Origin of the sequence: Pelagicoccus mobilis (genome assembly GCF_016595505.1) — a bacterium.
GTDB classification, from domain to species: Bacteria; Verrucomicrobiota; Verrucomicrobiia; order Opitutales; family Opitutaceae; genus Pelagicoccus; species Pelagicoccus mobilis.
Map to the genome: position 1 here is coordinate 1 of NZ_JAENIL010000060.1, position 22,657 is coordinate 22,657.

The 22,657-nt window shown below is 52.0% G+C and carries 19 protein-coding genes; 11 read left to right on the plus strand and 8 right to left on the minus strand.

The window, feature by feature from the left end:
* The first annotated feature begins 207 nt into the window (after window positions 1–207).
* The 8 genes from JIN87_RS23340 to JIN87_RS23375 all read left to right on the plus strand — a co-directional run bounded on the left by JIN87_RS23340 (window position 208) and on the right by JIN87_RS23375 (window position 10,875).
* The gene (locus tag JIN87_RS23340; protein ID WP_200358097.1) at window positions 208–1,686 is read left to right on the plus strand and encodes a sulfatase; all 1,479 of its coding nucleotides are present in this window, start codon (window positions 208–210) and stop codon (window positions 1,684–1,686) included.
* A gap of 42 nt (window positions 1,687–1,728) precedes the next feature.
* Window positions 1,729–3,366, plus strand: coding sequence for a sulfatase family protein (locus tag JIN87_RS23345; RefSeq protein ID WP_200358099.1), 1,638 nt, complete (start codon window positions 1,729–1,731; stop codon window positions 3,364–3,366).
* A 230-nt stretch (window positions 3,367–3,596) separates the two neighbouring features.
* The gene (locus JIN87_RS23350) at window positions 3,597–4,946 is read left to right on the plus strand and encodes a sulfatase family protein (protein WP_200358101.1); all 1,350 of its coding nucleotides are present in this window, start codon (window positions 3,597–3,599) and stop codon (window positions 4,944–4,946) included.
* Window positions 4,947–4,972: 26 nt separating this feature from the next.
* A complete protein-coding gene (locus JIN87_RS23355; protein WP_200358103.1) occupies window positions 4,973–6,283 on the plus strand; it encodes a metallophosphoesterase family protein in 1,311 nt (436 codons plus the stop codon).
* Between the two features lie 61 nt (window positions 6,284–6,344).
* The gene (locus JIN87_RS23360) at window positions 6,345–7,640 is read left to right on the plus strand and encodes a glycoside hydrolase family 99 protein (RefSeq protein ID WP_200358105.1); all 1,296 of its coding nucleotides are present in this window, start codon (window positions 6,345–6,347) and stop codon (window positions 7,638–7,640) included.
* Between the two features lie 13 nt (window positions 7,641–7,653).
* Window positions 7,654–8,562 carry an endonuclease/exonuclease/phosphatase family protein gene (locus JIN87_RS23365; RefSeq protein ID WP_200358107.1) on the plus strand — a complete coding sequence of 303 codons (909 nt, stop codon included), beginning with the start codon at window positions 7,654–7,656 and terminating at the stop codon, window positions 8,560–8,562.
* A gap of 164 nt (window positions 8,563–8,726) precedes the next feature.
* The gene (locus JIN87_RS23370) at window positions 8,727–9,398 is read left to right on the plus strand and encodes a metallophosphoesterase (protein WP_200358109.1); all 672 of its coding nucleotides are present in this window, start codon (window positions 8,727–8,729) and stop codon (window positions 9,396–9,398) included.
* A gap of 118 nt (window positions 9,399–9,516) precedes the next feature.
* A complete protein-coding gene (locus tag JIN87_RS23375) occupies window positions 9,517–10,875 on the plus strand; it encodes a hypothetical protein (RefSeq protein WP_200358111.1) in 1,359 nt (452 codons plus the stop codon).
* Between the two features lie 52 nt (window positions 10,876–10,927).
* Here the strand turns inward: JIN87_RS23375 and JIN87_RS23380 are convergent, their stop codons facing one another.
* The 6 genes from JIN87_RS23380 to JIN87_RS23405 all read right to left on the minus strand — a co-directional run bounded on the left by JIN87_RS23380 (window position 10,928) and on the right by JIN87_RS23405 (window position 16,872).
* Window positions 10,928–11,755, minus strand: coding sequence for a sugar phosphate isomerase/epimerase family protein (locus JIN87_RS23380; RefSeq protein ID WP_200358113.1), 828 nt, complete (start codon window positions 11,753–11,755; stop codon window positions 10,928–10,930).
* A 205-nt stretch (window positions 11,756–11,960) separates the two neighbouring features.
* Complete coding sequence (locus JIN87_RS23385; protein WP_200358115.1) at window positions 11,961–12,731, minus strand: hypothetical protein; 771 nt, start codon at window positions 12,729–12,731, stop codon at window positions 11,961–11,963.
* A 13-nt stretch (window positions 12,732–12,744) separates the two neighbouring features.
* Window positions 12,745–13,338, minus strand: a complete 594-nt coding sequence (locus tag JIN87_RS23390) for a 3-keto-disaccharide hydrolase (protein ID WP_200358117.1) — start codon at window positions 13,336–13,338, stop codon at window positions 12,745–12,747.
* Window positions 13,339–13,374: 36 nt separating this feature from the next.
* Window positions 13,375–14,331, minus strand: a complete 957-nt coding sequence (locus tag JIN87_RS23395) for a DUF6807 domain-containing protein (RefSeq protein WP_200358119.1) — start codon at window positions 14,329–14,331, stop codon at window positions 13,375–13,377.
* Window positions 14,292–15,818, minus strand: a complete 1,527-nt coding sequence (locus tag JIN87_RS23400; RefSeq protein WP_200358121.1) for a DUF7133 domain-containing protein — start codon at window positions 15,816–15,818, stop codon at window positions 14,292–14,294. Before JIN87_RS23400 ends, JIN87_RS23395 begins: the two co-directional genes overlap by 40 nt.
* A gap of 7 nt (window positions 15,819–15,825) precedes the next feature.
* Window positions 15,826–16,872: a c-type cytochrome gene (locus JIN87_RS23405; RefSeq protein ID WP_200358124.1), complete on the minus strand. Its 1,047-nt coding sequence runs from the start codon at window positions 16,870–16,872 to the stop codon at window positions 15,826–15,828.
* Window positions 16,873–17,006: 134 nt separating this feature from the next.
* On the opposite strand from JIN87_RS23405, the gene JIN87_RS23410 reads away from it, so the two are divergent.
* From JIN87_RS23410 to JIN87_RS23420, 3 genes are all read left to right on the plus strand, one after another.
* Complete coding sequence (locus JIN87_RS23410; protein ID WP_200358126.1) at window positions 17,007–18,149, plus strand: AraC family transcriptional regulator; 1,143 nt, start codon at window positions 17,007–17,009, stop codon at window positions 18,147–18,149.
* Between the two features lie 133 nt (window positions 18,150–18,282).
* The gene (locus JIN87_RS23415; RefSeq protein WP_200358128.1) at window positions 18,283–19,533 is read left to right on the plus strand and encodes a purple acid phosphatase family protein; all 1,251 of its coding nucleotides are present in this window, start codon (window positions 18,283–18,285) and stop codon (window positions 19,531–19,533) included.
* A gap of 33 nt (window positions 19,534–19,566) precedes the next feature.
* Window positions 19,567–20,313, plus strand: coding sequence for a hypothetical protein (locus JIN87_RS23420; RefSeq protein WP_200358130.1), 747 nt, complete (start codon window positions 19,567–19,569; stop codon window positions 20,311–20,313).
* Between the two features lie 49 nt (window positions 20,314–20,362).
* Here JIN87_RS23420 and JIN87_RS23425 read toward each other — a convergent pair whose 3' ends face one another.
* Together JIN87_RS23425 and JIN87_RS23430 are read right to left on the minus strand one after the other, a co-directional pair.
* On the minus strand, window positions 20,363–21,391 hold the full coding sequence (locus JIN87_RS23425; RefSeq protein WP_200358132.1) for a LacI family DNA-binding transcriptional regulator: 1,029 nt from the start codon (window positions 21,389–21,391) through the stop codon (window positions 20,363–20,365).
* Window positions 21,392–21,505: 114 nt separating this feature from the next.
* Window positions 21,506–22,621, minus strand: coding sequence for a hypothetical protein (locus JIN87_RS23430; RefSeq protein ID WP_200358134.1), 1,116 nt, complete (start codon window positions 22,619–22,621; stop codon window positions 21,506–21,508).
* Window positions 22,622–22,657 lie beyond the last annotated feature (36 nt).

The following is a 22,657-nucleotide window of genomic DNA, read 5'->3' on the forward strand; positions in this document are numbered from 1 at the left end:
GGGAACAGACGCTCTGCAATCGCGTGACAAGCACGCTCCTACGACTATTGGACAGTCCCCAAGAGTGCCAGAGGTCCAGATGCTATCCGTGGGCGGGAAATGGAAGCTCTGTCAGTTTACGAGTGAACAAGCTGACTTGTAGTATCGGTTGCGCGGAGTGGCCATATTCTTATGGTTTCATCGACATCTCCTTAGGTTGAAGAAATTATGTTTAAACTCCCCGCAATCTGCGCCTACGCATTGGCTGTTCTCGTTGTTGGCTTTCAGGCCTTTGCTCAAGGTGGTGGCCAGAGGCCTAATGTGCTTTTTATCATATGCGACGATCTGAATACGCATGTTGAGAGTTCCGGCTACGAGAACATCAAAACGCCTGTCTTTGATAAGCTCGCGAAGAGCGGCATGAACTTTACCAGCGCCTATTGCCAGTATCCTGTCTGTGGGCCGTCGCGAGCCTCTTTTCTTCACGGGTTGTATCCAGAATCTACAGGCGTCTTGAACAACAAGGCTAAGATTGACGAGACTCGTCCTGGTACGAAGTCGTTTCCAGAGTTGTTCAAGGAATCAGGCTATTGGACTGCCGCGACAGGTAAGGTCCTGCATGGTGCCGTTTCTGATAAGTCTGAAAAACGTTGGGATGTGGCCGTCCAGTTTTTCAATGAAGAGATGCCAATGGTGACTCCTGTTCGTGAGGCATTTGTAAAGAAGCACGGTCCGATTCAGGATAATCGAAAGCTCTGGAAGAAGACTTACTTCGATATCGCAACTCAAACGCGTAATCAAAACATTGGCTATGGCGCTTCCGGTTTGACGGATGAGCAGCACAAGGATGGCAAGAATGCTCGTCAGGTCGTATCTTGGCTAGAAAACGAGTCGTATGGAGAAAAACCGTTTTTCATCGCTCTTGGTATCGAAAAACCGCATGTGCCGTTTCTCGCTCCTGACAAGTACTTTGAGATGTATCCAAAGGAGGGCTTGGAGTATGTTCTCCCTCCAAAGGACTTTTGGGATCAAGCCCCGCGGACAGCTAGAGATTCCCGCTTCGAGGCATTTGGCTTTGAGCTTGGAAAGGAGAACTCGGATTTGCGTCGCGACTATATGCAAGCGTACCACGCTTGTGTAAGCTTTATTGATACGCAAATCGGCCTCGTGCTGGATGCTCTTGAAAAAAGTGGCCAAGCGGACAACACGATTGTGATTCTTACCTCAGATCATGGATTCCAGCTGGGAGAGCATTTTCTTTGGGGCAAGGTCTCGCTGTTCGACATTTGTGATCGTGTTCCGTTTCTGGTTCGCGCTCCAGGCTACACCACTCCTGGCACAAGCTCCGAGGGACTGTTGGAACTGATCGACATTTATCCTACGCTAGCAGAGCTGTGCGGTTTGAACGCTCCAGAGTATCTGCAGGGGCGGAGTCTCGTGCCGATGCTCAAAGACCCGAACAAAAAGCTGAGAGACTACTCGTATACGGTCGTTGAACGAGACGAGGGGCTAGGGAAGGCGATCCGCGATGAGCGTTGGAGGTACTCGAAATGGCCGGATGGCGAGGAGCTCTATGATTTGGAAAACGACAGGCACGAGCATAAGAATCTGGCTGGATCTCCCGAATACTCCAGCGTGCTCAAGAAGATGCGTACGCATTTAGGAAAGATAGAGTCGATGGCAAAGGGAGAAGCTCTGGCACCTTAGGGCTCGCTCTGATTGTATCCAGATTTTAGAGGGAACACCACTATGCACAGTTGGAAATTGATATTGGCAGTGATCGTTGGAGGTTTTGGCAGTCTTTGTGCGAAATCAGAGCGACCCAATGTGATCATCATTTTAACGGACGACCAAAGCCCGTTTGCGCATATTAACGATGCCTATCGGGATGGGGCGAAGCCTCAGGAGCAGGAGTCGTGGGCAGCTTATGGGGCTCCTGTCTATTCACCGAACGTGGATCGGCTTGCTGAGCGAGGCATGCTTTTCACGGATGCAAACGTGACGACCACGGTTTGCACGCCTTCTCGATATACGACTTTGACGGGGCGATATGCTGCTAGAACAGAAGGGGCGCGCTTTAACGGAATGTTTCCCGAAGGCTCCATGACTCGGGTTGAGAACAATGTTGAGCTAGGAGCTGATGAGTTGAACCTCGCTCGGATTCTTCAGGGAAATGGATACCGCACAGGGTTTGTGGGAAAGAGCCATTTCATCAATCACGACCTCATGTTGCACCGCAGGCTTGGGGAAGACGCAGGGCTAAAACTCTATGATCAGGGCTCCGACCCATCGAACGCTTCGGTAGATAGCTCTCTGAAACATAACCATGATGTTTGGAGAAAGTGGATACAGGCATATGGTTTTGATTATGTGGAATCCCACTACCAGGGGAACCTTCGAGAGCTCTACAATGATAAGCTGAATCAGCATAACATGGAGTACACGGCGAAAGCGGCGATCGAGTTTGTGCAGGAGGCTGCAGGTGACCCGTTCTTTTTATATTTCGCCCCCACGATGCCGCATGACCCTAATGCCTGGGAGAAAGATGGAAAAGGGAAATACCACTGTGCGTTGGACGCGGATCCTCGAGTGACTCCTGAAGGGTATATGGCCCCTGAATACGACTTCATGCCCACCCGTTCGCAGATCATGCGGGATGTAGTCGATCGTGGTTTCCATCCGGATACGGCTTACATCACTTGGATGGATGCTGCGTTCGGGGCTCTTTTCGATGCTTTGGAGGAGAAGGGGGCACTTGATAACACCTTGATCGTTTTCGCGTCAGATCATGGAGCTTACAGGTATGGCAAAAGCACGCTCTACGAAGGAGGGATGCGAGTGCCACTTATCGTTAGCTGGCCCCGCGTGATTGAGGGAGGGAGCCGTTTTGACGGACTTGTATCCAATATTGATTACGTTCCTACCATATTGGAGGCTTGCCAAATCCAGGTTCCTGACGGGTACCACATCGATGGCGTGAGTCTGATGCCAGCGTTGCTCGATCCCGAGAGCACAGTGATTCATGAGTCAATCTTAGGCGATATCGGTTACTCTAGGGGCGTTAAGACAAAGAAGTGGAAGTACGTCGCGGTTCGATACCCGGAGTCCGTACACGAGAAGATGTTGTCTGGAGGCTTTTTCCCGAACTGGAGCGCTCCGGGGCGAGAGCAACCTTACCTCGTTCGCAATTCCCATCTGGGGTGGCATGCTGCAGAGGGGAACCCCAACTACTTCCAGCTCGATCAGCTGTATGATTTGGAGAACGACCCGGAAGAGTTGAAGAATCTGTTTTTGCAGAAGCCGATTGTCGCGGCTCGTATGAAAGCCCTGTTGAGTCAGCACTTGAAACAATTACCTGATCATCCGTTTGGAGAGTTTACTGAATAGCAATACATTGGCGCTGCGTTAACGGGGCTCAGGAAGGCTTAGGCGGCCTTGTGCCGCGATCTTTCGTACAACTCGGTTTGTTCACGCGTAAGATTTCTCACCGTTTTGGTGTTGGTATTCGATCGATCCGGACTGTTCACGCGTAAACTCAAGTTTAGCTTACGGTTTTCCGCTTTTTGAGTCTGGGTGGTGCAATACCCTTTATTACTACCCCAAAAGATAGGTTTAGAATGAATACCAACACCTTTTCACGTCGCGATTTTGTCAGGACAGCGGCTACTGGAGCTCTAGCGGCAAGTTGTTATCCTTTGCAGGGCTTGTCCAAAGACATTGCCCGTAAGAAACCAAATGTCGTCATCCTGTTCATCGACGATCTGGGGTTTGGGGATATCGGGTGCTTCGGCAACAAACGGATTCCCACGCCACATATCGATTCTCTAGCGGAGCGGGGAGCGAAGTGCACGATGTCTTACATAACGAACCCTCCGTGCTCGCCCAGCCGTTGTTCGTTGATCACTGGGATGTACGCTCAGCGTTTCGGAAAATCCGGCATGGCTCGTGGCCTACCGATTCCGGAGGATCATCCCACCATGGCCGAGTTTATGCGGGATGCTGGTTATGTGACTGGGCAGATCGGCAAGTGGGACATCGGCGACAAAAGCCAAGGTCCGCACCAACGCGGTTTTATGGAGGTCGCGAAGAACGCACCGGGTAAGCAGTATGATAGGGAACGCGAGGATGGGAGCTACGTTTATCTGACCGACTTAGACGGGGAGTACATGGAGGAGTTCGTAGACCGAAATGCCAAGAATCCGTTCTTCCTCTATTTCTCTCCTTTTGCGGTTCATTCGAAAGTTAAGAACACGCCTCAGCATTACCGTGATCGCGTGCCGGGAGGAGATGGTACAGCTTACGAAGGAGCGGTGGTCGCGGTCGACGACGCGGTTGGCAAGCTGCTGGCGATGCTGAAACAGCACGGCATCGAGGACGATACGTTGATCTTTTTCACAGGAGACAATGGAGCGAATCGTGCAGAAGGCGGCACTTCGGAGCCGTATCGTGGAGGTAAAGGCAAGGATACTCAGCAAGAAGGTTGGGTACATACGCCGACAATCATCACTTGGCCGGGGACGATTCCGGCTGGCGTTAGCTACGAAGGAAAGATGGCAACCATAGACTTTTACTCGACGATGGCTGCTGCTGCAGAGCTTCCGCTCCCGGAGCGGTGTGATGGTATGAATCTGATACCGTATTTGCAGGGAAAGAAGGAGGGTGATGCTCATGAATACATTTTTTGGCACAATGCGGATCCGACGGATGAGCCTCGCCGAAACCTCTATGCTGTGCGTTGGAAGGACTGGCGCATGGTCAAGTATCCAGATGGCTGGCACCTATACGATTTAAAGAAAGATCCTAAAGAGATGGACGATGTCGCCTCGAAGAATCCGGAACTGATCGACCAGCTAGAGAAGCGTTACCAAGGTTTTGTCAAAACCCTGCCACCTCTAAAGCCAAGTGCGGATTTCAAGGGTGGCGGACAGGTGCCTAAAGGCTGGGGTTGGGAAATTGGTAAAGGTTGATTCTATTCAGGAGTAAGTCGGCGAATATGAAACGTCTTTTTGGTGTAATTGCCTGTTCGATACTTTGTTTTGCTGGATGTCAGCATACTAGGAATGGAACTGAATTTAGTATCTCAGTAGATGAGGATGCGGAGCGAACTCCTTGGTCGCATTTAGATTTCCGCAATGATCCGGATAATTTCCAGTTCGCGATTGTGAGTGACCGCACGGGGGGAATGCGTCCTGGCGTTTTTCCGAAGGCGTTGAAGCGTCTGAATATTCTGGAGCCGGAGTTCGTAATCACTGTTGGCGATTTGATTGTGGCCGGGCGTCAGCACAAGGATGAAGCCGTGATTCACGAGATGTGGGATGAGATGGAGACGTTCGTCAGCTATCTCGATATGCCGTTTTTTTATCTCGCGGGAAACCATGACAACGGATCGCCCGAGATGGCAAATGTTTGGCGTGAACGTTTCGGAGTCGAACGATACTATTTCACTTATAAGAATGCTCTCTTCCTTTGTTTGAACGCTCAGGATGAAGAGACTTTTGCGGCGTCGATTGGCGAAGAGCAACAAGAGTGGGCCAAGCAAGTGTTGGCAGATCATCTGGATGTTCGTTGGACCTTCGTATTCATTCACCAACCGGTTTGGATGTATGAAGACGGGCTTGAATACGTCGAAGGTCGCGACAAGCCTCGAAAAGGCCGAGAGGTTGGCTGGAAGCCGATTGAGGATGCTTTGCAAGGACGACCGCACACTGTATTCGCTGGCCACGTACATCAGTACGTTAAATATGAGACGGCTGATCCGAGAACTAACTATTATTCATTGGCCACCACAGGTGGAGGCAGTAAATTACGTGGGCGGAATTTCGGAGAGTTTGACCATGCCACTTGGGTTACCATGACCGAGAACGGGCCGAAGATCGCGAATCTTTTGATCGAAGGTATTTTACCAGACGATGTGAATATCGAGGATATGGAGCTGTTTCGCGGTATGGTGAGCATGAAGGGGGAAGCAGTGAAGCATGACCCTCTGACCATCGACTTAACACTCAACTTCGACAATCAGTTGGACGTACCTTTGCAGGGTGGGCTGCACTGGGATCTGCCAGTGGGTGGACCTTGGGTCGTCGAGCCCTTTCCACACCACTTCTCGCTGACAATCGGGGAGCCTCTCGAGGTGAAAATGCGTTTGAAGTATACCGGCAAAGCAAAGGTGATCGATAGGCTTCCTCCGTTGCTCGTTGATTTCGAGGATCCGCTTGGGGTGCCGTACTCCGCACGGATTGCGAAGAAGGTGGATTTGAGTGAATACTATAAATCGAATGGTATCCGCATTCCGGATAAAAAATAACGATCAGTCTATTGGAAGGTTTATGTCCTGTTTCAGCTATAAACGAATTGCTCTACTATTTTTGGTAAGCTTGATCGGAACGATTCCGCTTCTTGGAAAAAAGGTTGGAAGTAAACATGGTCCGGTGGGGCTCTATCCGAGCTACAAGGGGCTTGTGATGGCTGGCTATCAGGGGTGGTTTCGAACTCCTGGCGATGGCTCTAACGCTGGATTCCGTCATTATGGTTTTGGAGCAGATGGCGAGAGTAGCTCTATCGACATGTGGCCGGATGTCTCTGAATACGAGAAGACTTATGAGACTGGCTACACAAACCCGGATGGAACCAAGGCCCGTGTTTTTAGTTCGCTTGATGCGAGTACGACCAATCTGCATTTTCGCTGGATGAAGGAGTATGGCGTGGACGGCGTTTTCATGCAGCGTTTCTTTGGAGTAACTCGATCGAAAGATCGTAACAAGTCTGCGAATACGATTTTGCGAAACGCACTGAAGGCGTCTCAGGAAAATGGACGAGCAATCGCGGTGATGTACGACTTGTCCGGCTTGAAGGCCAAAGGGGAAGATTGCAGTTCTGTGATCGAAGACTGGAAACGCTTGGTAGACGATATGAAGGTTACCTCGCAAGGGGATGGGCAGACCTACCTGCACCACAACGGTAAACCATTGGTTGCAATTTGGGGGCTGGGCTTTCCGGATCGTCCGTACGACATTCGCAAGATTGGTTTCGAGCGACTCTTGGACTTTCTTAAAAACGATCCTGAATACGGTGGCTGTTCGATCATGTTGGGCGTACCAGCTTATTTTCGACGTTTGGCGGTGGATGCGAATCCTGAGCCATATTTGCACGAGTTGATGGCACAGGCGGATGTGATCATGCCTTGGAATCCGCAACGCTATACGCCGCTGCTCCATGCGGAGATGGAGCGTTTCGCTACAAATGTTCGTGACGACAAGGCTTGGTGCGAAGAGAAAGGCTTGGACTACGCTCCTTGCGTCTATCCAGGATTCACTTGGTACAATATTAGTCGCAACAAGTTCGGAGGTGCTCATCCGCTCAACCAGATTCCGCGGCAAAAAGGGAAATTTTACTGGGGTTCGATTGAAGCCGCTGTCTCCGCTGGTGCGGAGATGTTGTACGTGGCGATGTTTGATGAAGTGGACGAAGGGACTGCTATAATGAAGGTGGCTTGTGAGCCTCCGCTGAGTAAAGGCGATGTGCATTTCGTTGGTTTGGAGGATGGAGTGCCAAGTGATCATTTCCTCTGGCTGACCGGAGAAGGGGGGCGATTGCTTCGTGGCGACTTGAAATCCGATCCTGACCGTTATCTTCGACTCAACCCGCTTACTCGCAATCAGTAGCGAGAGGGATGTCATGACACAGCGAATACCTTTGATTCTTCTGTTTGCCCTCGTAGCAGCCCATCTGGGGAGCGCTAGCGCACGATCTGCGGAAGAAGGCAGCGATCGAACGCTCACGCTGATGTCCTATAACATCAAGTTTGCGAGTCGCACGTTTAAGCCCAGCTGGCAGGAGCGACGTGGCATGCAGGTGGAGATGATCCGGAGGTACAGTCCGGATATAATCGGCACTCAGGAAGGTCTGAAGGGGCAAATCGATGATTTGATGTACGACCTACCTGAATACGTAGTCATCGGAGAAGGGCGAAAAGGCGGGCACGATGACGAGCATATGGCCATCTTTTTCAAAAAGGATAAGTTCCGGTTGCGCGAGATGGGTAGTTTCCAATTGTCGGATACGCCGGATATTATTGGCAGCGGTCCAGAAGTGAACCCGAGGATGGTGACTTGGGCTCGGCTCGCTTTTATCGATCGGAATAAGGGTGGAGAGGAGAACCGTTACTCGGAGGATTATCGTGGGCATTGGGAAGGCTCTCAGGAGTTTTACGTTTTCAATACGCATTTCTTTAACGGGAGAAAACTGTTTAAGGCTCGAGAGAGTGCGGCTCGTTTGATCATGGAGCGGGTGGAACCACTGCAGCCATTCGGCTATTGGGAGGAGAATCGCCCTCTCTTTTTGATGGGAGATTTCAACGCTCGTCCTGAAAGCAAAGTGTACCGAACCTTTGTTGGTGAAAAGGGGGAGGAGGACCCGTATCTGTTTACCGATACGATAGAAGGAGGAAGCGGGATCGACTGGATATTGTATCGAGGAAATGCGGACGTTTTGTCCTACGAGGAAATCGACTATCAAGTCGATGGAGTGTTCCCTTCGGATCACGATCCGATTTTTGTGAAAATGAATCTGCGGGGTGGAAATTGAGAGTGAGCACGCGTCGAGAATTTATAAAGAATGCCGGAATAGGAGTGGCAGGCCTCTCCCTAAGCTCCTGTTCCAGTTTGCAGCGACGGTACTCCAGGAGGAAGGCGTTCACGTTCGTTCAGCTCTGTGATCCTCAACTCGGCATGGGTGGTTACGAGCAAGATATGAAGCGGCTTGAAATTGCAGTTGAGCAGATCAATGAAGCGAAGCCTGACTTTGTCGCTCTTTGTGGAGACATGGTGCACAACGCCAATGAGCAGTCGTTCGCGGACTTTAAGAAGATCCAAGCGGGGCTGGAAGTACCGTGTTACTGTGTGCCGGGCAATCACGACATCAAGAAGGTGCCGACCCGCGAATCGCTTGCTTTTTATAGGAAGCACTTTGGCGAAGACTATTATGCCTTCGAGCATAAGGGGTACTTCTTCGCTTTTATCAATACACAGTTTTGGAAGTCGCCTACACCGGGTGAAAGCGCCAAGCATGACGCTTGGTTTGAAGACCAGTTAACGCAGGCATCTTCAAAGGGTTTGCCTGTGTTTGTGGTGGGGCATTATCCGCTCTATGTTAAAGATATCGGCGAGGAGGAGAAAAATCCCAATTTGCCCGTCGCGAAGCGTAAGGAAGTCCTAGATTTGTATCGAAAGTATGGTGTCGTAGCTATGCTTGGAGGGCACACGCATCACCTAGTGCAGAACGAGGTCGAAGGTATCCAATTGTTCAATGCGGAGACCACGAGCAAGAATTTTGATAAGCGCCCCTTTGGATTCCGCTTATGGCATGTAGACCCGGAGGAAGGCTTCCAAAACGAATTTGTAGCGTTGGACGATCTAGTCTAGCTGCGGGTCGGTCCTTTACCCTGGGTAAAAAGGGGCTTGGATCTATAGTGTCGGGGGTGAGCAATTCGCTTCGCAAAGTTCGTTTGCCAAACAGATTTCGTGTAGCCACTTTCTACGAGTGCAAAGTGAGTTACCAAAAGTCGTTTGGGTTCGAAGAAAGTATGAGTGCCCTGAGCTAGGAGGAGACATCGGGGATGTGGTGGATGACCAGGTAAAGCGGGTATTCGAGGGGCACGCGGTTCCAAGGGGAGCTAGGATTGGCATTTGCGCGGGGAGTCGAGGGATCTACAATCTCAAGCAAATCACAAAGAGCGCGGTGGATAGCGTGCGTTCGCTTGGGTATGAGCCAGTGATCTTGCCAGCGATGGGCAGCCATGGTGGCGCTACTGCTGAAGGGCAGCGGGAAATGCTTGCGGATCCAGGGATCGGTATCACGGAAGCGTCGATGGGGTGCGAGATGGATGCTCGGATGGATACGCGAATCGTTGATGAAACGCATGGTTTTCCGATCTATTGGGCCCAATCGGCTTTGGACTGCGACTTTGTTTTTTTGATCAACCGCATCAAGATCCATACGGAGATCTTTGGTGAACCCTCCGCGGCCGACATCGGCATGCCGCTTCAGGGGAGCGTTCATAGTGGGCTGTTGAAGATGTTGGCGGTTGGTTTAGGGAAGCAAAAGGGGGCGGAGGTCTGTCATCGCCAGATTCCCACTCGTCTAGGGCTTGGAGGAGCCGTTACCTTGGGCGCTCGAGTATTGGTCGAGTCTTCGGCGAAGCGCGGGAAGGGAAAGGTTCTTGGCGGTCTGGCGATCGTAGAAAATTCCTTTGATCAAACCGCGCTGGTTGAAGGCATCCCATTCGATTCCGGGAACCCATTGCCGGCTTTCGAGAGAGAGCGTGAGCTTCTCGATTATGCAAATTCAATGATGCCGAGTCTTCCTGCCAAAGATCTAGATGTGCTTTGGATCGGTCAGATGGGGAAGCGCATCAGTGGGACTGGAATGGATACAAACGTATTGAATCGAAATCCGTATGGCTATCATCCCGGGGAACGCTGGCGACCTCAGGGACCGAGTGTGTCTAAGGTCGTTTGCAGCAGTCTGCAAAGCAGCAGCCATGGCAATGCTCATGGCGTTGGCTTGGCGGATTTTATAACGAAGCGTTTGGCGGTCGATATTGACCACGACGTCACGCGTTTGAACTCTCTGACCGCGTTTTCTCCGCTGCTGTGCAGTTTGCCTCCGGTCATGAGAAATGACCGGGAAGCGATTTTGGCGGCGATTAATACGAGTGCGGCAGTAAACGGGGCGCGGCCTGCATTTGCGGCAATACCCGATACCTTGCACCCGGGAGATGCGTTAGTATCGGAGCTTGTACGGGAAAAACTCGATCCAGCGGAGTTTGAGTTTCCGAACGGTGATGCGGCGCGGGATCTGGCGTTTGATCCAGGTGGATATTTGATTTGGCCAGAGTAGGCTTACGCGGAGACCTCTAGAAAGAGCGTTTGTTTGCCGTTGCCCTGTGTATTTAGCAACCGGGTACTTTTTGGAACGCGCTCTTTAGATTCTCTAGGCTTTCTCGAGCGATAGTGTCCGCGCCGGGGCTGTAGTCGAAGACTTCAACTGAAACCCACTCGTTATAGCCCGAGGCGGCTAGAGCGTTGGCGATTGGTTGGAAGTTAAGATCACCCATGCCCGGTCCCTGCAGATTGGGGTCGTTCGCATGGAAATGGATCGTGTAGTCGCGACTCTCGGAAATAATGTCGGGGATCGAGCCTCCTTCTGCTACCATCGCTTTTACGTCGAGGTGCAGCTGGATATTGGGATGGTCGATACGCTTCAACAGTTCGATCGTTTCTGCGGCGGATGTCAGAAAGTTGGTTTCATTTGATCCGAGAGGTTCCATTGCGACTGAGATGGAGCGTTCCCTGCAATGTTCTCCGAGTGCACGCAGAAGATCACTCGCTCGATTACAGGCGTCTGCGTAGTCTTCGCCTTGTTCGATGTTTCTTTGTTTCGGGCTACCCCAGACCATGACCTTGCCGCCCATCTCCGAACAGAGATCCGCAAGGTGCTTGCCGAAATCGAGGGTCTTTTGCCGTATGGACGAATTTGGAGTGGTGAGGTGCATGCCCTCCGGCTTCACGAGTAGCCAGTGTAGTCCGACCATTTCGAGACCATGGTCGCGTACGATATTTCCGGCTTCCTTGGCTTCGGCGAGCGTCAAATCGCGTGGATCGTCCCTCAGGGTGAAGGGGGCTATTTCGAGACCTTGGTATCCTGTACTAGCGACGCGTTGGCAAATTTCGGGGAGCGTGAGTCCTTGGTAAGTCTCGTTGCAGATGGCGAATTTCATTGGATTTAGGTCTGATAGCCCACCGCTTGCGGCGAGTTTGTAGGTCGCCGCGGTGAGGCGACAAGGAGCGGCGGGTCAGCGCCCCGTCCTACAAGTTGTGACTATGCAATAGGTTTCGAGAGGTTTGGTAATCTTCAATTACTCCGTCTGCTTGGAGCGGGGATCTTTGTCGAGATAGAGGAGGTCGGTTATTTGGATACGAAGACTAGTTGAAAAAACTTCGTTTTGTGCGGTTCACTTCGGGGGCCCAGATCTTGATGTTGTCCACCCAACCGATGTCGTCGAAAGAACCGAAGCCGATGAAGCCCTGTTTGAAGGGGATGTCATCGGCGATCATGATGGGCGTCAGCATATCGTCGAAATAGAGGGCGACAGTGCCTTTTTTCGTATCGCGGACGATGCGGATCTTTCGCCATTCCTCGACACCCCAGTCGGCTCCTATGGTGCGGAAGTCGGTGATTGGGGTGCGGGGGGCTTCGTTTACGACGAAAACGTTATGGGCGTTGTTGTCGCCGGTTTTGGCGACGTGGATGTACATGAAATGGCTGGGGTCCTCGAATCCGAAAAAGAAGCAGTGGTCGCGGTGTGCATATCCGCCTCCCTTGCTGAGATCGGGATTGTTCTGCATGTACTCGGCAATGGGTGTGCCTTTGACTCCGGTTTGCTGGATATCGACATCCATTACGAAATCGCCAAAGGTGCGTCCTTTGATGAGGGCGATGTTGTAGGGGGAGCGGTGTGGCGGCTCGTATTCACTTTTCCCCTCTAGAGAAAGTACGCCGTTGCCCTTGACCTTTGTGTAGTTCCAAGCGGAGCGGTCCGTCATCATGAACTCCTCGAACGAGTCCTTTGAATCGAAGCTTTGCTCATACTGGAGTGTGTATCCATCTGGCAAATCTGGTGTGTTGGCGGGCAGGAGACTGGGGATTGCGAGTCCCAGACAAAGAGAAGTAATTTTAATTAAGCGTGCGGGCATGGCGATGGCGGCCTTATTCGGGGAGTTCTGTGGCGAGGATGTTGCGGAAGCTAATGCTCATTTCCCGCTTGGGATGTAGTTGCAGTCCGATAGGGCCTCTGGGAACGATGGTCTCTGATTCGTAGGTCATGATCTCAGTTCCATTGAGCCAAGTGGTGTAGGAAGATCCGTTTACCTCGATGCGAAGAGTGTTCCAGTCCGTCTTTTCGAGTACGGTTTGGGCGGTTTCAACTTGGATCGGGTAGCCCTTGCCGGGAATGTAGGGGAGCGCTGTCATGTCACGTTTGAGGCTTCCCGATTCGCCGATCTGAATTTGCTCTTTGTTGTCTCGCAGGAAAACGCCGGAATCGATTCGTCCCTCTCCGAACTTGAAATCGAGTTCTAGGATAAAGCTACGGTAGTCGTTTTTAGTGGTGAACAGGATATCCCCTTTTTGATCAGGATCGTTTGTCGCAGTGAGGACGCCGTCGGCGACAGTCCATATCTCTTCGCGATTCGCGACCCAGCCTTCGAGATTCTCGCCATTAAAGATTGGCTTGAGATCAGGCCCGCTACTGCAAGCTGATAAGAGAAAGGCGAGGAGAATAGAGGGGATTGTAGCTTTCATGTGATTGTATTGGGAGGGATGATGTTTTTAGACGAGTTATTGCTCAGTCCATTCTTGATGCAGCTGGTCAAGGTCGGTTGCTTGTGGATCGCCTTTTTGAAAAATCAGTCGGTAGGAGAAGCTAAGCTGCTCGCCCTTTTTCAGGATGATGTCTCCGGAATTGTTTTCGTCTTTTGTAAAGTGCTTCAGACCGAAGGCGTTGGCGGCGACCAATCCGTAGTCGCGTGCGTGCCAAGTGGTCGGATAGCGAAAGTTGTCGGGGTGATCCAGCATCGAGATGGCGAGGTTTTCTCCTAGGATCTCGTTCGAGTAAGTAATCCATTTCGCGCTTTTTCCCCACACGCTCTTTCCGCTGTCGCCAGCGCTGTTGATGACCTGAGCCCCTTGGTCCTTGACCCGGAATTTGTGGTGCATGCGAACGCCCATGCAGCCTTCTTTCGTGTCGCCCAATTCGACGTCAGCCTCGCTTGCGATGAGAGAGATTTTGAAATCGATAATGCGTTTTTCAGCGTCGGCGGAAAAGGAGATTTCGGTGCGGTCGGTCATGAGCGTTTCACCTTTGTGCGTCCATTTATGCGTGGCGGTGATGTGCGCCTGGCCCTTGCTGTCTTGCTTGGCTTCCTCGACTTCGATCAGCTCGATGCGAGCGTCCTGCTGTTCTTCTGTTCGCTCATTCCAGAAGTCGTGCCCATTGACCGAACCATGTGTGAAGAAAACCGAGCTCTGCCACGGGTGGTCTTGGCTTTCGCCCGGCACATCTTTTTTCATGGGGAACTCGCGCGTCATATTGACCCCTGTGGGGCCGATGACCGGATACAGAAATGGCTTTTGCTCGTCGTGCAGGTACTGAGTGAAGAGTTGGCCGTCGATGGTGACGATGTAATCACCCTCTTTCTCTTGAATATCGGCGATGTTCACGGACGTATCAGAACAGGAAATACAGAGAGAGGCTGTTAGAGGAAGGAGAAGCGAGTTAACGATAGAGTTGGCCATGCTATTTGCGGAGTTTGGTGAGGGAGTAGCAGAGTTTGGGGTTGAGTTAGCGGTGTGCCGTCTGAGGCGACGATGTTGTCGCCCAAATTGAGTTCGAATATACGCTTTTTCTGCAGGCCGTCTACCTTTAGATGCACAGAGCGACCATCCTTGCCGAGTGTCACATTTCTGATCAGGATATCGGTCAGGTCGTGCTGCGGGCTGCCGTAGGCGTGGGTCGACTTGTACCAGTAGCGTTTCATTGCGTAGTTCGCGATATCCGACGCAGCTTGGGGATCGACGGCCTTTGTGAAGCGGAGCTCGAAACCGTCTTTGGAGAGCGACATGCTCTGCACTTCGAAGGGCATTTCGCCTGTGAAGGTTATGCGTTGCATCCCTTCGGAGGGCTTGCCCCATCCGCGGACTGTTTGGCCCGTGTAGAGCGACTTCCCATCAGGGCTGAAGGCGAGGCGGTTGTTGCCGGGGCGCAGGTCGTGGTCGATGAACTTGACGCAGGCTCCCTGGGTGAAGCCGTCTACTTCTTCAAGCATGCAGCGAATGATGCGAGCCCCAGCGATGTCGCCGATGAAGACTTGTCCCGCAAAGGGGCCGAATGCTCCGTCCGTCGTATCGAAGAGAGGCTGGCTGGGCGAGTTGCACATGAAGCCCTGCGGAAGCTCGACTGCAGCTCGGGTTCGATGTGCTTCGTAGGCGTCTTCGTTGTCGATGAAATACTGTAGTGGGTTATCAGATACGTTGCTCGTAAACGCTTCATCCCAGACGAGACTGGAGGGGTGCCCGTAGAAGTTGCCTTCTTCTACGAGATAGAGTGGGGAGGTGCCACGCCAGTCGCCTTGGTTGTCGGTGGCGAAGAGTTGCCCGCTTGGACTGAGGCCGATACCGTTGTGCATGCGAAAGCCGCTGGCAAAGGGGGTGGCATTGCCAGCTTCGTCAAGTCGGAGGACCCAGCCCTTCCATTGGACGCCAGAGAAATTGCGTCCGAGTCGCCCCATATCGGAAAACTCGCCGCGCGTTTTATAGAAGGTTGGCCCATTGTGGGAGGCGGTGCCGATCGCTATGTACCAGCCGCCATCGGGGTGGGAGACAATGGTATTGGTTTCGTGGTAGTTGCCGCTGACGCCCCATTGATCGGAAATGTTCTCGTAGCTATCGGCGATGCCATCTCCGTCGGTGTCCCTGAGGCGAGTCAGTTCCGCCATTTGGGAGAGGATGATCTCGTCCTTGCTGATGACCTGGAGCCCGCAGGCGTTGTGAAGAATGTCTTCCGAGAATACGCGCCATGGAAAGGCGGTGGGGTCCTCGGTGGGGCGGGCCATTAATACGCCATAACGACGAAGAGCGACGACTATTTCACCGTCCGGCGTGAAGTCGATACCACCTACTTCAGGCGCAACATAAAGAGGGAACTCAATGGTTTCAACTTTGTAGCTTTCGGCGAAAGCCGACGGTATCAGAGAACTGAGTACAATTAGAAAAACAGCTTTCATGATGATCTTACGGCTGGGCCTTGATGGTGATGGTGAAGGACTTGGCCTCTTTGGCGCTTAGAGTTAGGATGCCCTTGTTGAAAGTTCCTTTGTCACTGCTTAGCTGAGAGGCGTTTGCTTCGGAGAATTCGAGCTGACGTTTTCCTTTCCAGTTCTTGCTAGTGTAGTGGCAGACTGCATCGCCCGGGCTTTCACCCGGTTGTATCCTGAGAGTGAATTCGACTTCTCCGATCGTGTAGTTGAATTCCGGTATACTGTTTACCTTACGGTAACCTTTAAATTGCGGCTTCCCTGCGAGAGGGGCCTTTCCTTTCGCTAAATAGCCGGTGGCGCCAATCAACTCGCCGATGTAACCGAATTTGATACGTTTGTTTCCGGATCCTGCTCCCCAGTAGTTCGTCATGTCGATGAAGCCACCGCTCCAAGTGTAGAGAAGGCGACATTCGGTGCTGTCGAAGCAGTAAGATAGTTGGTTGCCGAAGTTTACTGTAATGGCTCCGGGGATGCCGTCGATTGGACGGTCTCTCTTTACTGGATCGAAGTAGGCTGTTTTGTGGGTATACTTCGGTGTTTCGCGACTGTCGTGATGATAGGCGAAGACGTCATCGTCCAGATCCAAGGTCGGCATGAAGGTTCTCATTAGGAGCGGGCGATTGACGCTGCCCTTGGGGAATGGGGTGACGGTCGACTCGCCGGTCAGGACTGGAGTCGGGAGATTCTTGCCCATGATCGATTTCACGAAGAGCGCGACATCGTCGATCTGTTGAGGCTGCAAGACGGCGTTCCAAGCGGGCATGGCTTTGCTGGGTATGCCATTTTGAATGACGGCGACGATTTCCTCATGGCTGCTGCCGTGCAATACAGTGGCGTCGGTGAGGTTTGGACCGATCAGCCCGGCACCTTCAGGTCCATGGCAAGAGGCGCAGTACATTTCAAATACAACTTTTCCCTCTTTTAGATCAGCGTAGAGCTGACTAAATGTGAGGAGAACGAATGCGAAGACAGCGCTCGGTTTGATCAAGAATCTTGGTGGCTTGTTTGCTAGGGAAATCATAGGCCTACGAGGCGGCAGAGCTGCTTCGATTGTGATTGGGGAAGGTAACGCTTAGCTTGGTCGGGGATTTTTTCTCGCTCAATGTTCGTTTTTTGAAAGAATGTGCAAATTTACGCAAAAATGGGAGTTGAGCAATGAATCGGAAAACGGAGGTAGCCTTGGCCATTCCTATGGGCGTGCCTCATTTGGGGAGGGTTGTGCATGGGATACGCGAGTACGCAAAGATGCGCACGCAATGGCGCTTTTTGATTAGCCCGGAGACTCATGACTTGCCGCCACGCTCGCTTGTTGGGTGGAGAGGGTGCGGTGTCATCGCTTTGAGTAATAGCGAGGAAGATGAGCAGGTTTTGTCCTCTTTGAACTGTCCTGTAGTCAATATTTCGGGAGCTCTGGAGCGATCGAGTTTTCCTCGGGTCAGAAATGATTATCGGGCAATTGGCGAATCGGGAGCAGCCTATTTATGGGAGAGAGGGTTTCGTCGCTACGGATTCTATGGAGTCGAAGGCCTTTGGTATTCGCGAGAGATTGAGTCTGGTTTTCGTGGTTATTTGGAAAAGAAGCGTGTATCGATAAAGAGATTACAGGGGGCGAGTAGTATCGAGGGAAAAGCGTTGTGGGAGGAAGGCCAGGAGCAGCTTGATGCTTGGCTGCTCTCTCAAAAGCCTCCTTTTGCAGTCATGGCGGCTCATGATCCGCGAGGGGCGATGGTAATACGATCCTGTGAGCGCGTCGGTTTGAAAGTGCCAATGGATGTAGCTGTGCTTGGGGTGAATGAGGACTCGGGAACGTGTGAGACCTGCCGTCCGGCGTTGAGCAGCATCGAGCGGAACGGGTTTGAGGTTGGATTTCGAGCTGCTGAAACATTGGACGCGATGATTCGTGGGGAGTCTGTAGCCAAGGAGACGATCCTGCCTCATGGGAATATCTGCGATCGTGAATCGACACAGACTTTGGCCTTGGAGCATCCCGCATTGGAATCGGCGGTACGTTTTGTAGAGAAGCGTTATCGGAAGCCCATTACGGTTGAGCAGATGGCGGAGGCGTCAGGTAAGTCGAGGCGTTGGTTGGAGCAGGCGTTTCGGGAGCACTTGGATTGCTCGCCTAGCGAGTTTCTGGAGCGTTACAGGGTAGGAGTCGTAGTGAAACGCCTAGAAGATGGGATTGGCTTGTCGGTGGGGATGTTTGCGAATGAAGCTGGCTTCAGTGGACCTCGCCAGTTGAACGCGGCGTTTAGGCGTAGCTTTGGCAAGAGCTTGAAGGAGTATATGAGTTGTTGATTCCAAGGTCGCGCCGGAGGAGCTGTGTCACTGGGTGGATTATCGAATGATTTACACGCTTATGAACGAAAGATTTTGTCTGAATGCGGAGTGGGCTCTTTGTTCCAAGTTAAGATAGAAGTGTTTTGTCGATATGAAGAAATTTTGTTTTTCGGTTTTTGTTTTGTTCGCTCTCGGAATGGGTGCCGCTGCTAGCGAGCCTCTAAATCTGCGGGTCGTTTGGTCGGAAGATCCGCAACACGCCGCGGTGGTCGTATGGGATAGTGACGAGCTGATGGCGGATGCGAGTTTGCTCTATGGTACGACCTCAAGAAAGATAGGCCCGCTCGGTCTCTTGAAAAGGAAGTATGCTAACGAGGCTGCCCAATCTGAGTCGGGATTGTATCCAGACAGAGAAGCCAAGAAGCCTAAGAAGTCAGCGGATGACTGGGTCTCTCCGGGCGCTTCAGCGCCGCTCTACTATCACCAAGTAAAGCTCGAGAATCTCGAGCCAAGTACGGTCTACTTCCTCGCGGTTAAGACCGAAAATGGGATCGGGAGAGAATTCCATTTCAAAACGGCGCCTGAGGATGGCGAGGCATTCAAACTCATCTATGGTGGAGACTCACGCACTCATATCGATGTGGCCCGACGAATGAACGAGTGGATAGCGGATTTGGTGGTTGAGGACGATTCGATCATAGGATTGCTTCATGGTGGTGACTATGCGGATACACCGCGTCGCGAGCTTTGGATCGATTGGTTGGATGCTTATTCACGGACCACAACCAAAGATGGGAAGCTACTTCCGATCATTCCTATCATAGGGAATCATGATGTGATTGGTGAAAGTCCCATTTTTCGACAAGCTTACGGGTATCCCGGCGGGACTAATGATTACTATACGTGTCGGCTGACACCTTCGATCGGTATCCTCTGCCTTAATACGGAAATTAGCGCGGAAGGTAATCAGAGAGTGTTTCTGCAGGAGGAATTGGAGTCGCTTAAGGAAGATGAGGTGAAATGGCAGCTAGCGGCGTTTCACAAACCAGCCTTTCCGGCGATTAAGAAGCCGAGTTCAGCTAAGGTGAGCTGGGTGCCGCTGTTTGAGGAGTTCGATATCGACCTCGTGCTCGAGTCGGACGGGCATTGCATCAAGCGGACTGTCCCGATTCGCGGGGATGAGGAATCGGATGACGGTATCGTCTATCTTGGCGAAGGTGGATATGGCGCTCCACAACGTGAACCTAAAGCGGATCGCTGGTACCTTCAGGGCGACAATGCGTTCGCGTCGAAAGGCGATCACGTGATGATGCTGGAATTTGACGGAAGCACGATTCGCTACGAGGCGATTTTGGATACGGGTGAAGTCGTGGACAAGGCCTCCTTTCAAGCTCGTCGTTGAGTTGTGAATGAGTTTGAGGAAAGGCGATCTTGGATGATCCCTGTACTGTTGCGTTTATCCTTTTCCCTCACGTGCATCGCTTACGCCTGGGGAATCTACAATTATTCGTGCAAGGTCTTCTCGTATTTGTGGGCGGAACTTGAATGCGCGGAGTCGCTCGCGGATACGGTCGAGTCTTTGATGATTGGCGGTTTACTCTTGTCGGCTGTTTGCGTTTGGTTCGAGCGGTTGCGTTGGTTTGCGCTCTTGGGTATGATCGCTCTCGTTATCGAGATGCTTGCGGAGACTCTCGTGCCTTCGGCGAAGTACCCGTATCTGTATTGGGCGGAGTGGATGCTGCGCTATTCGACTCCAGTAGTCTTGATTATGCTGCTTGGCTCGCGGCAGTGGTCGAGGCGAGGTGGCGTTTTGCTTATGAGGGTGGCTGTTGCATGCGTATTTGCGGCACATGGGATGAAGGCATTGTATTCAGATCCCCAGTTTCTGGATCTGATTCTGGTGACGGCACGAAAGGTTGGCTTTGTGATGAGCGAGAGTGCTGCAACTGGGGTCGTGCACCTGATCGGAGCGACTGACCTCCTTTTTGCCGGAATTGCGCTCTTTGCGAAGTCTAAGCGTCTAAGTTGGGTCCTTTGGGCTCTCGCTGCTTGGGGGATAATTACGGCTCTATCCCGAGTCAGCTATGGAGGAGTAGGCAATTGGTATGAGGTTTTCGCTCGCAGTAGCCACTGCCTGGTTCCAATCGCTTTGTGGCTGCATCTGCGGAAGGAGCGGAAATAATCAAGCTCGTGTCGCTTGACGATTCTGCCGTGCGGATTGGCCAAGCGCGCTACTGGCCTGGTGGCTTTAGGGAGTTCCCCGGCTGCCACTCGCCTTGTACAAGGGTGAGTTGTGGATTGTTTGGGATGCCGGATCGGTTTTGGTTCACCAATGAGACCAGCTTTTCCAAAGCGGCTTCTCCGATGAGCTCAAAGTTTTGGTAGAAGCCTGACATCTCCTCGCCGCGTTTGGCCACAGTGATAATCGATAGATCGTCCGGAATGGAGTAGCCGAGGTTCTTGGCCCAGCCAAGGATGGTATCTGAAACGCCGATGACCACGTCGGGCCTATCCTTTTTCAACCACTCTCCGAAACTCTCTTGGTTCCAATCTTCGGATACAAACATGAGGGGGCCAGCGAGTTCATCGTCGAAAACTACGTGCGACAGATAGCCTCCGCTCCAGAGATTCTTCACGCGTAGGTCGTCCTTGAACTCTAAGGCAATTCCGATTCGCTTGAATCCCTGGCCGCTGAGCATCTTCATAAGCCGCCGCATGGTGGAGTAGTTGTCGTGGCAGATTCGGTGGATCAGTGGCTCGCGCATCGAGTAGCCTATGGTGACGGCGGCGAGCTTGTCCCAATCGAGATCTAGAGAGCCTTTATCCGAGGTGATTGGCGGGATGATGACTCCGTTTATGCCACGGGTTTCGATGATTTGGGAAATGCGTTTGCCGCTCATCCCTTTCTCCTCGAGGGAGAAGATATCAACTTCGAAGCCGAGTTCCTGGGCTCTGCGCTCGATGCCGGTGTAGAATCTTCCGTACATCTCGTGCTTGTCGTGAAAAATGTGGGTAGGCCAATCGGTTACGATCGCTACCGTGGCTCGATACTGAGGTGTCTGGGTTGCCCGAATCATCGACATGTGAGCGGACACGAGCGGGCTCATTTTGTAGCCAATCTCGGCGGCAGCTTCTTTGATGATCGCCCGTGTTTTCTCTGAGATCCGTGGATGGTTTCTCAGCGCGAGCGAGACGGTGGTCTTGGTGACGCCGCACTTGTCGGCAATGGTTTGTAGGGTGGGGTTTGGCTTTCTCGCCATGTGGGTAGGGCTCGTTTTGCGTTTGATTAGCAGACGCTTAAGGTGCCGAGTTGATTGTTGGAGTCAACGGGCAATCCTGACTTGCAAACTTTTGAGCTCACTTAAAGACAGGCCCTAAGGCTCGTCGTAGCTTCGCTTGTGGGACTCTTCCTCGTTGGGAAACGTGGGAATGTAGTTGTCTGGGTCTCCGGTTCGTATCCCTTTTGATTTGTCCAACCATATGTGGGCCAGAAAGTCGCCGAGCTGCTTTGCATCGAGTGAGTCATCTGGTTGTTTGAGTGTGTGATCAGGCCTAGTCTCCTTAGGAAAGAGTGTTTCTCTATGGGGGAAATGCGTCTGGCGTACCCATTCGTTGCTTTCGGCGAATTCCTGGTTGAACTTCTCCCGCAACGATTCTGGCATTTGGTATTTGGAACCGGCAAAATGCTTCTCGAAATAGAAGTTGATATAGTCTCGTAACGGGTTGGGTTTCCCATCGAGAAACCGAGGGACGCGCTTGTTAAATTGTTTTAGAATTTGGATACCGAGGTGCGATAGGCTTTGGTTGCTATTCTGGGGCGTTTGCAGTTGTACATCGCTCGAGATTCCAACGGCGTCTCTAAAATCGGAAAGGATGCAGCCGTCGATCAGTTCCGTCTTATCGAAGAGTTTGGGAATTACTTGCTCCCCGCCAAATATCGATGCGTATCGGAGTAGGGTTGCCTTGTGGTTGCAGAGGTTCTGGTAGTATGGGTGAGTGGGCTCGCGGGGCGAGTCGAGGGTCCCGCCGCTCTTGATGTGAGTTGAATAACGTGAGTTGGCGATTTCTGCCGGAGAACGCAGATAGACCAGGATCGTGAAGCTGGAAGCTCCTAGCTGTGTGAGATGCGTTTTGAGTCGTTGTATTTCTTCGGTTGTTGTGAGGCGTGATTGTATATGCTCTGAGGATACGACTAAGCTTTCGAACGGATGTGTTGTAGAGTGCGCCTCTATTTCGCTTTCGAGTTCGTCCAGAGTGTTTTTTCTGAACTCGCTTAGACTCTCGCTCGAATTGATTGCGAAAAGCGTGGTCAGATCGTCTCTACGGTCGTCACCGTATGCGGATACAGCGATGTTTCGGCTACCTGTTTTTCCTGAGGACTTGGGGTAGAGGATACCGAGCTCTGCAAGCTTAGGCTTGTTGATGGTCAAAAACTCCTGAATCGTAGTCGTAGCCGTTTTCTCAGTGCCTATGTGGATGACGCAATGCATTTAACAAACTTGGTTTGGGCTCGCTTAGGGGTAACG

Excerpts from the sequence above, each read along its gene's own strand:
- JIN87_RS23340 (WP_200358097.1), top strand. The coding sequence starts at position 208 with ATGTTTAAACTCCCCGCAATCTGCGCCTACGCATTGGCTGTTCTCGTT.
- JIN87_RS23345 (WP_200358099.1), top strand. The coding sequence starts at position 1,729 with ATGCACAGTTGGAAATTGATATTGGCAGTGATCGTTGGAGGTTTTGGC.
- JIN87_RS23350 (WP_200358101.1), top strand. The coding sequence starts at position 3,597 with ATGAATACCAACACCTTTTCACGTCGCGATTTTGTCAGGACAGCGGCT.
- JIN87_RS23355 (WP_200358103.1), top strand. The coding sequence starts at position 4,973 with ATGAAACGTCTTTTTGGTGTAATTGCCTGTTCGATACTTTGTTTTGCT.
- JIN87_RS23365 (WP_200358107.1), top strand. The coding sequence starts at position 7,654 with ATGACACAGCGAATACCTTTGATTCTTCTGTTTGCCCTCGTAGCAGCC.
- JIN87_RS23370 (WP_200358109.1), top strand. The coding sequence starts at position 8,727 with ATGAAGCGGCTTGAAATTGCAGTTGAGCAGATCAATGAAGCGAAGCCT.
- JIN87_RS23380 (WP_200358113.1), bottom strand. The coding sequence starts at position 11,755 with ATGAAATTCGCCATCTGCAACGAGACTTACCAAGGACTCACGCTCCCC.
- JIN87_RS23385 (WP_200358115.1), bottom strand. The coding sequence starts at position 12,731 with ATGCCCGCACGCTTAATTAAAATTACTTCTCTTTGTCTGGGACTCGCA.
- JIN87_RS23390 (WP_200358117.1), bottom strand. The coding sequence starts at position 13,338 with ATGAAAGCTACAATCCCCTCTATTCTCCTCGCCTTTCTCTTATCAGCT.
- JIN87_RS23395 (WP_200358119.1), bottom strand. The coding sequence starts at position 14,331 with ATGGCCAACTCTATCGTTAACTCGCTTCTCCTTCCTCTAACAGCCTCT.
- JIN87_RS23400 (WP_200358121.1), bottom strand. The coding sequence starts at position 15,818 with ATGAAAGCTGTTTTTCTAATTGTACTCAGTTCTCTGATACCGTCGGCT.
- JIN87_RS23405 (WP_200358124.1), bottom strand. The coding sequence starts at position 16,872 with ATGATTTCCCTAGCAAACAAGCCACCAAGATTCTTGATCAAACCGAGC.
- JIN87_RS23410 (WP_200358126.1), top strand. The coding sequence starts at position 17,007 with ATGAATCGGAAAACGGAGGTAGCCTTGGCCATTCCTATGGGCGTGCCT.
- JIN87_RS23415 (WP_200358128.1), top strand. The coding sequence starts at position 18,283 with ATGAAGAAATTTTGTTTTTCGGTTTTTGTTTTGTTCGCTCTCGGAATG.
- JIN87_RS23420 (WP_200358130.1), top strand. The coding sequence starts at position 19,567 with ATGATCCCTGTACTGTTGCGTTTATCCTTTTCCCTCACGTGCATCGCT.
- JIN87_RS23425 (WP_200358132.1), bottom strand. The coding sequence starts at position 21,391 with ATGGCGAGAAAGCCAAACCCCACCCTACAAACCATTGCCGACAAGTGC.
- JIN87_RS23430 (WP_200358134.1), bottom strand. The coding sequence starts at position 22,621 with ATGCATTGCGTCATCCACATAGGCACTGAGAAAACGGCTACGACTACG.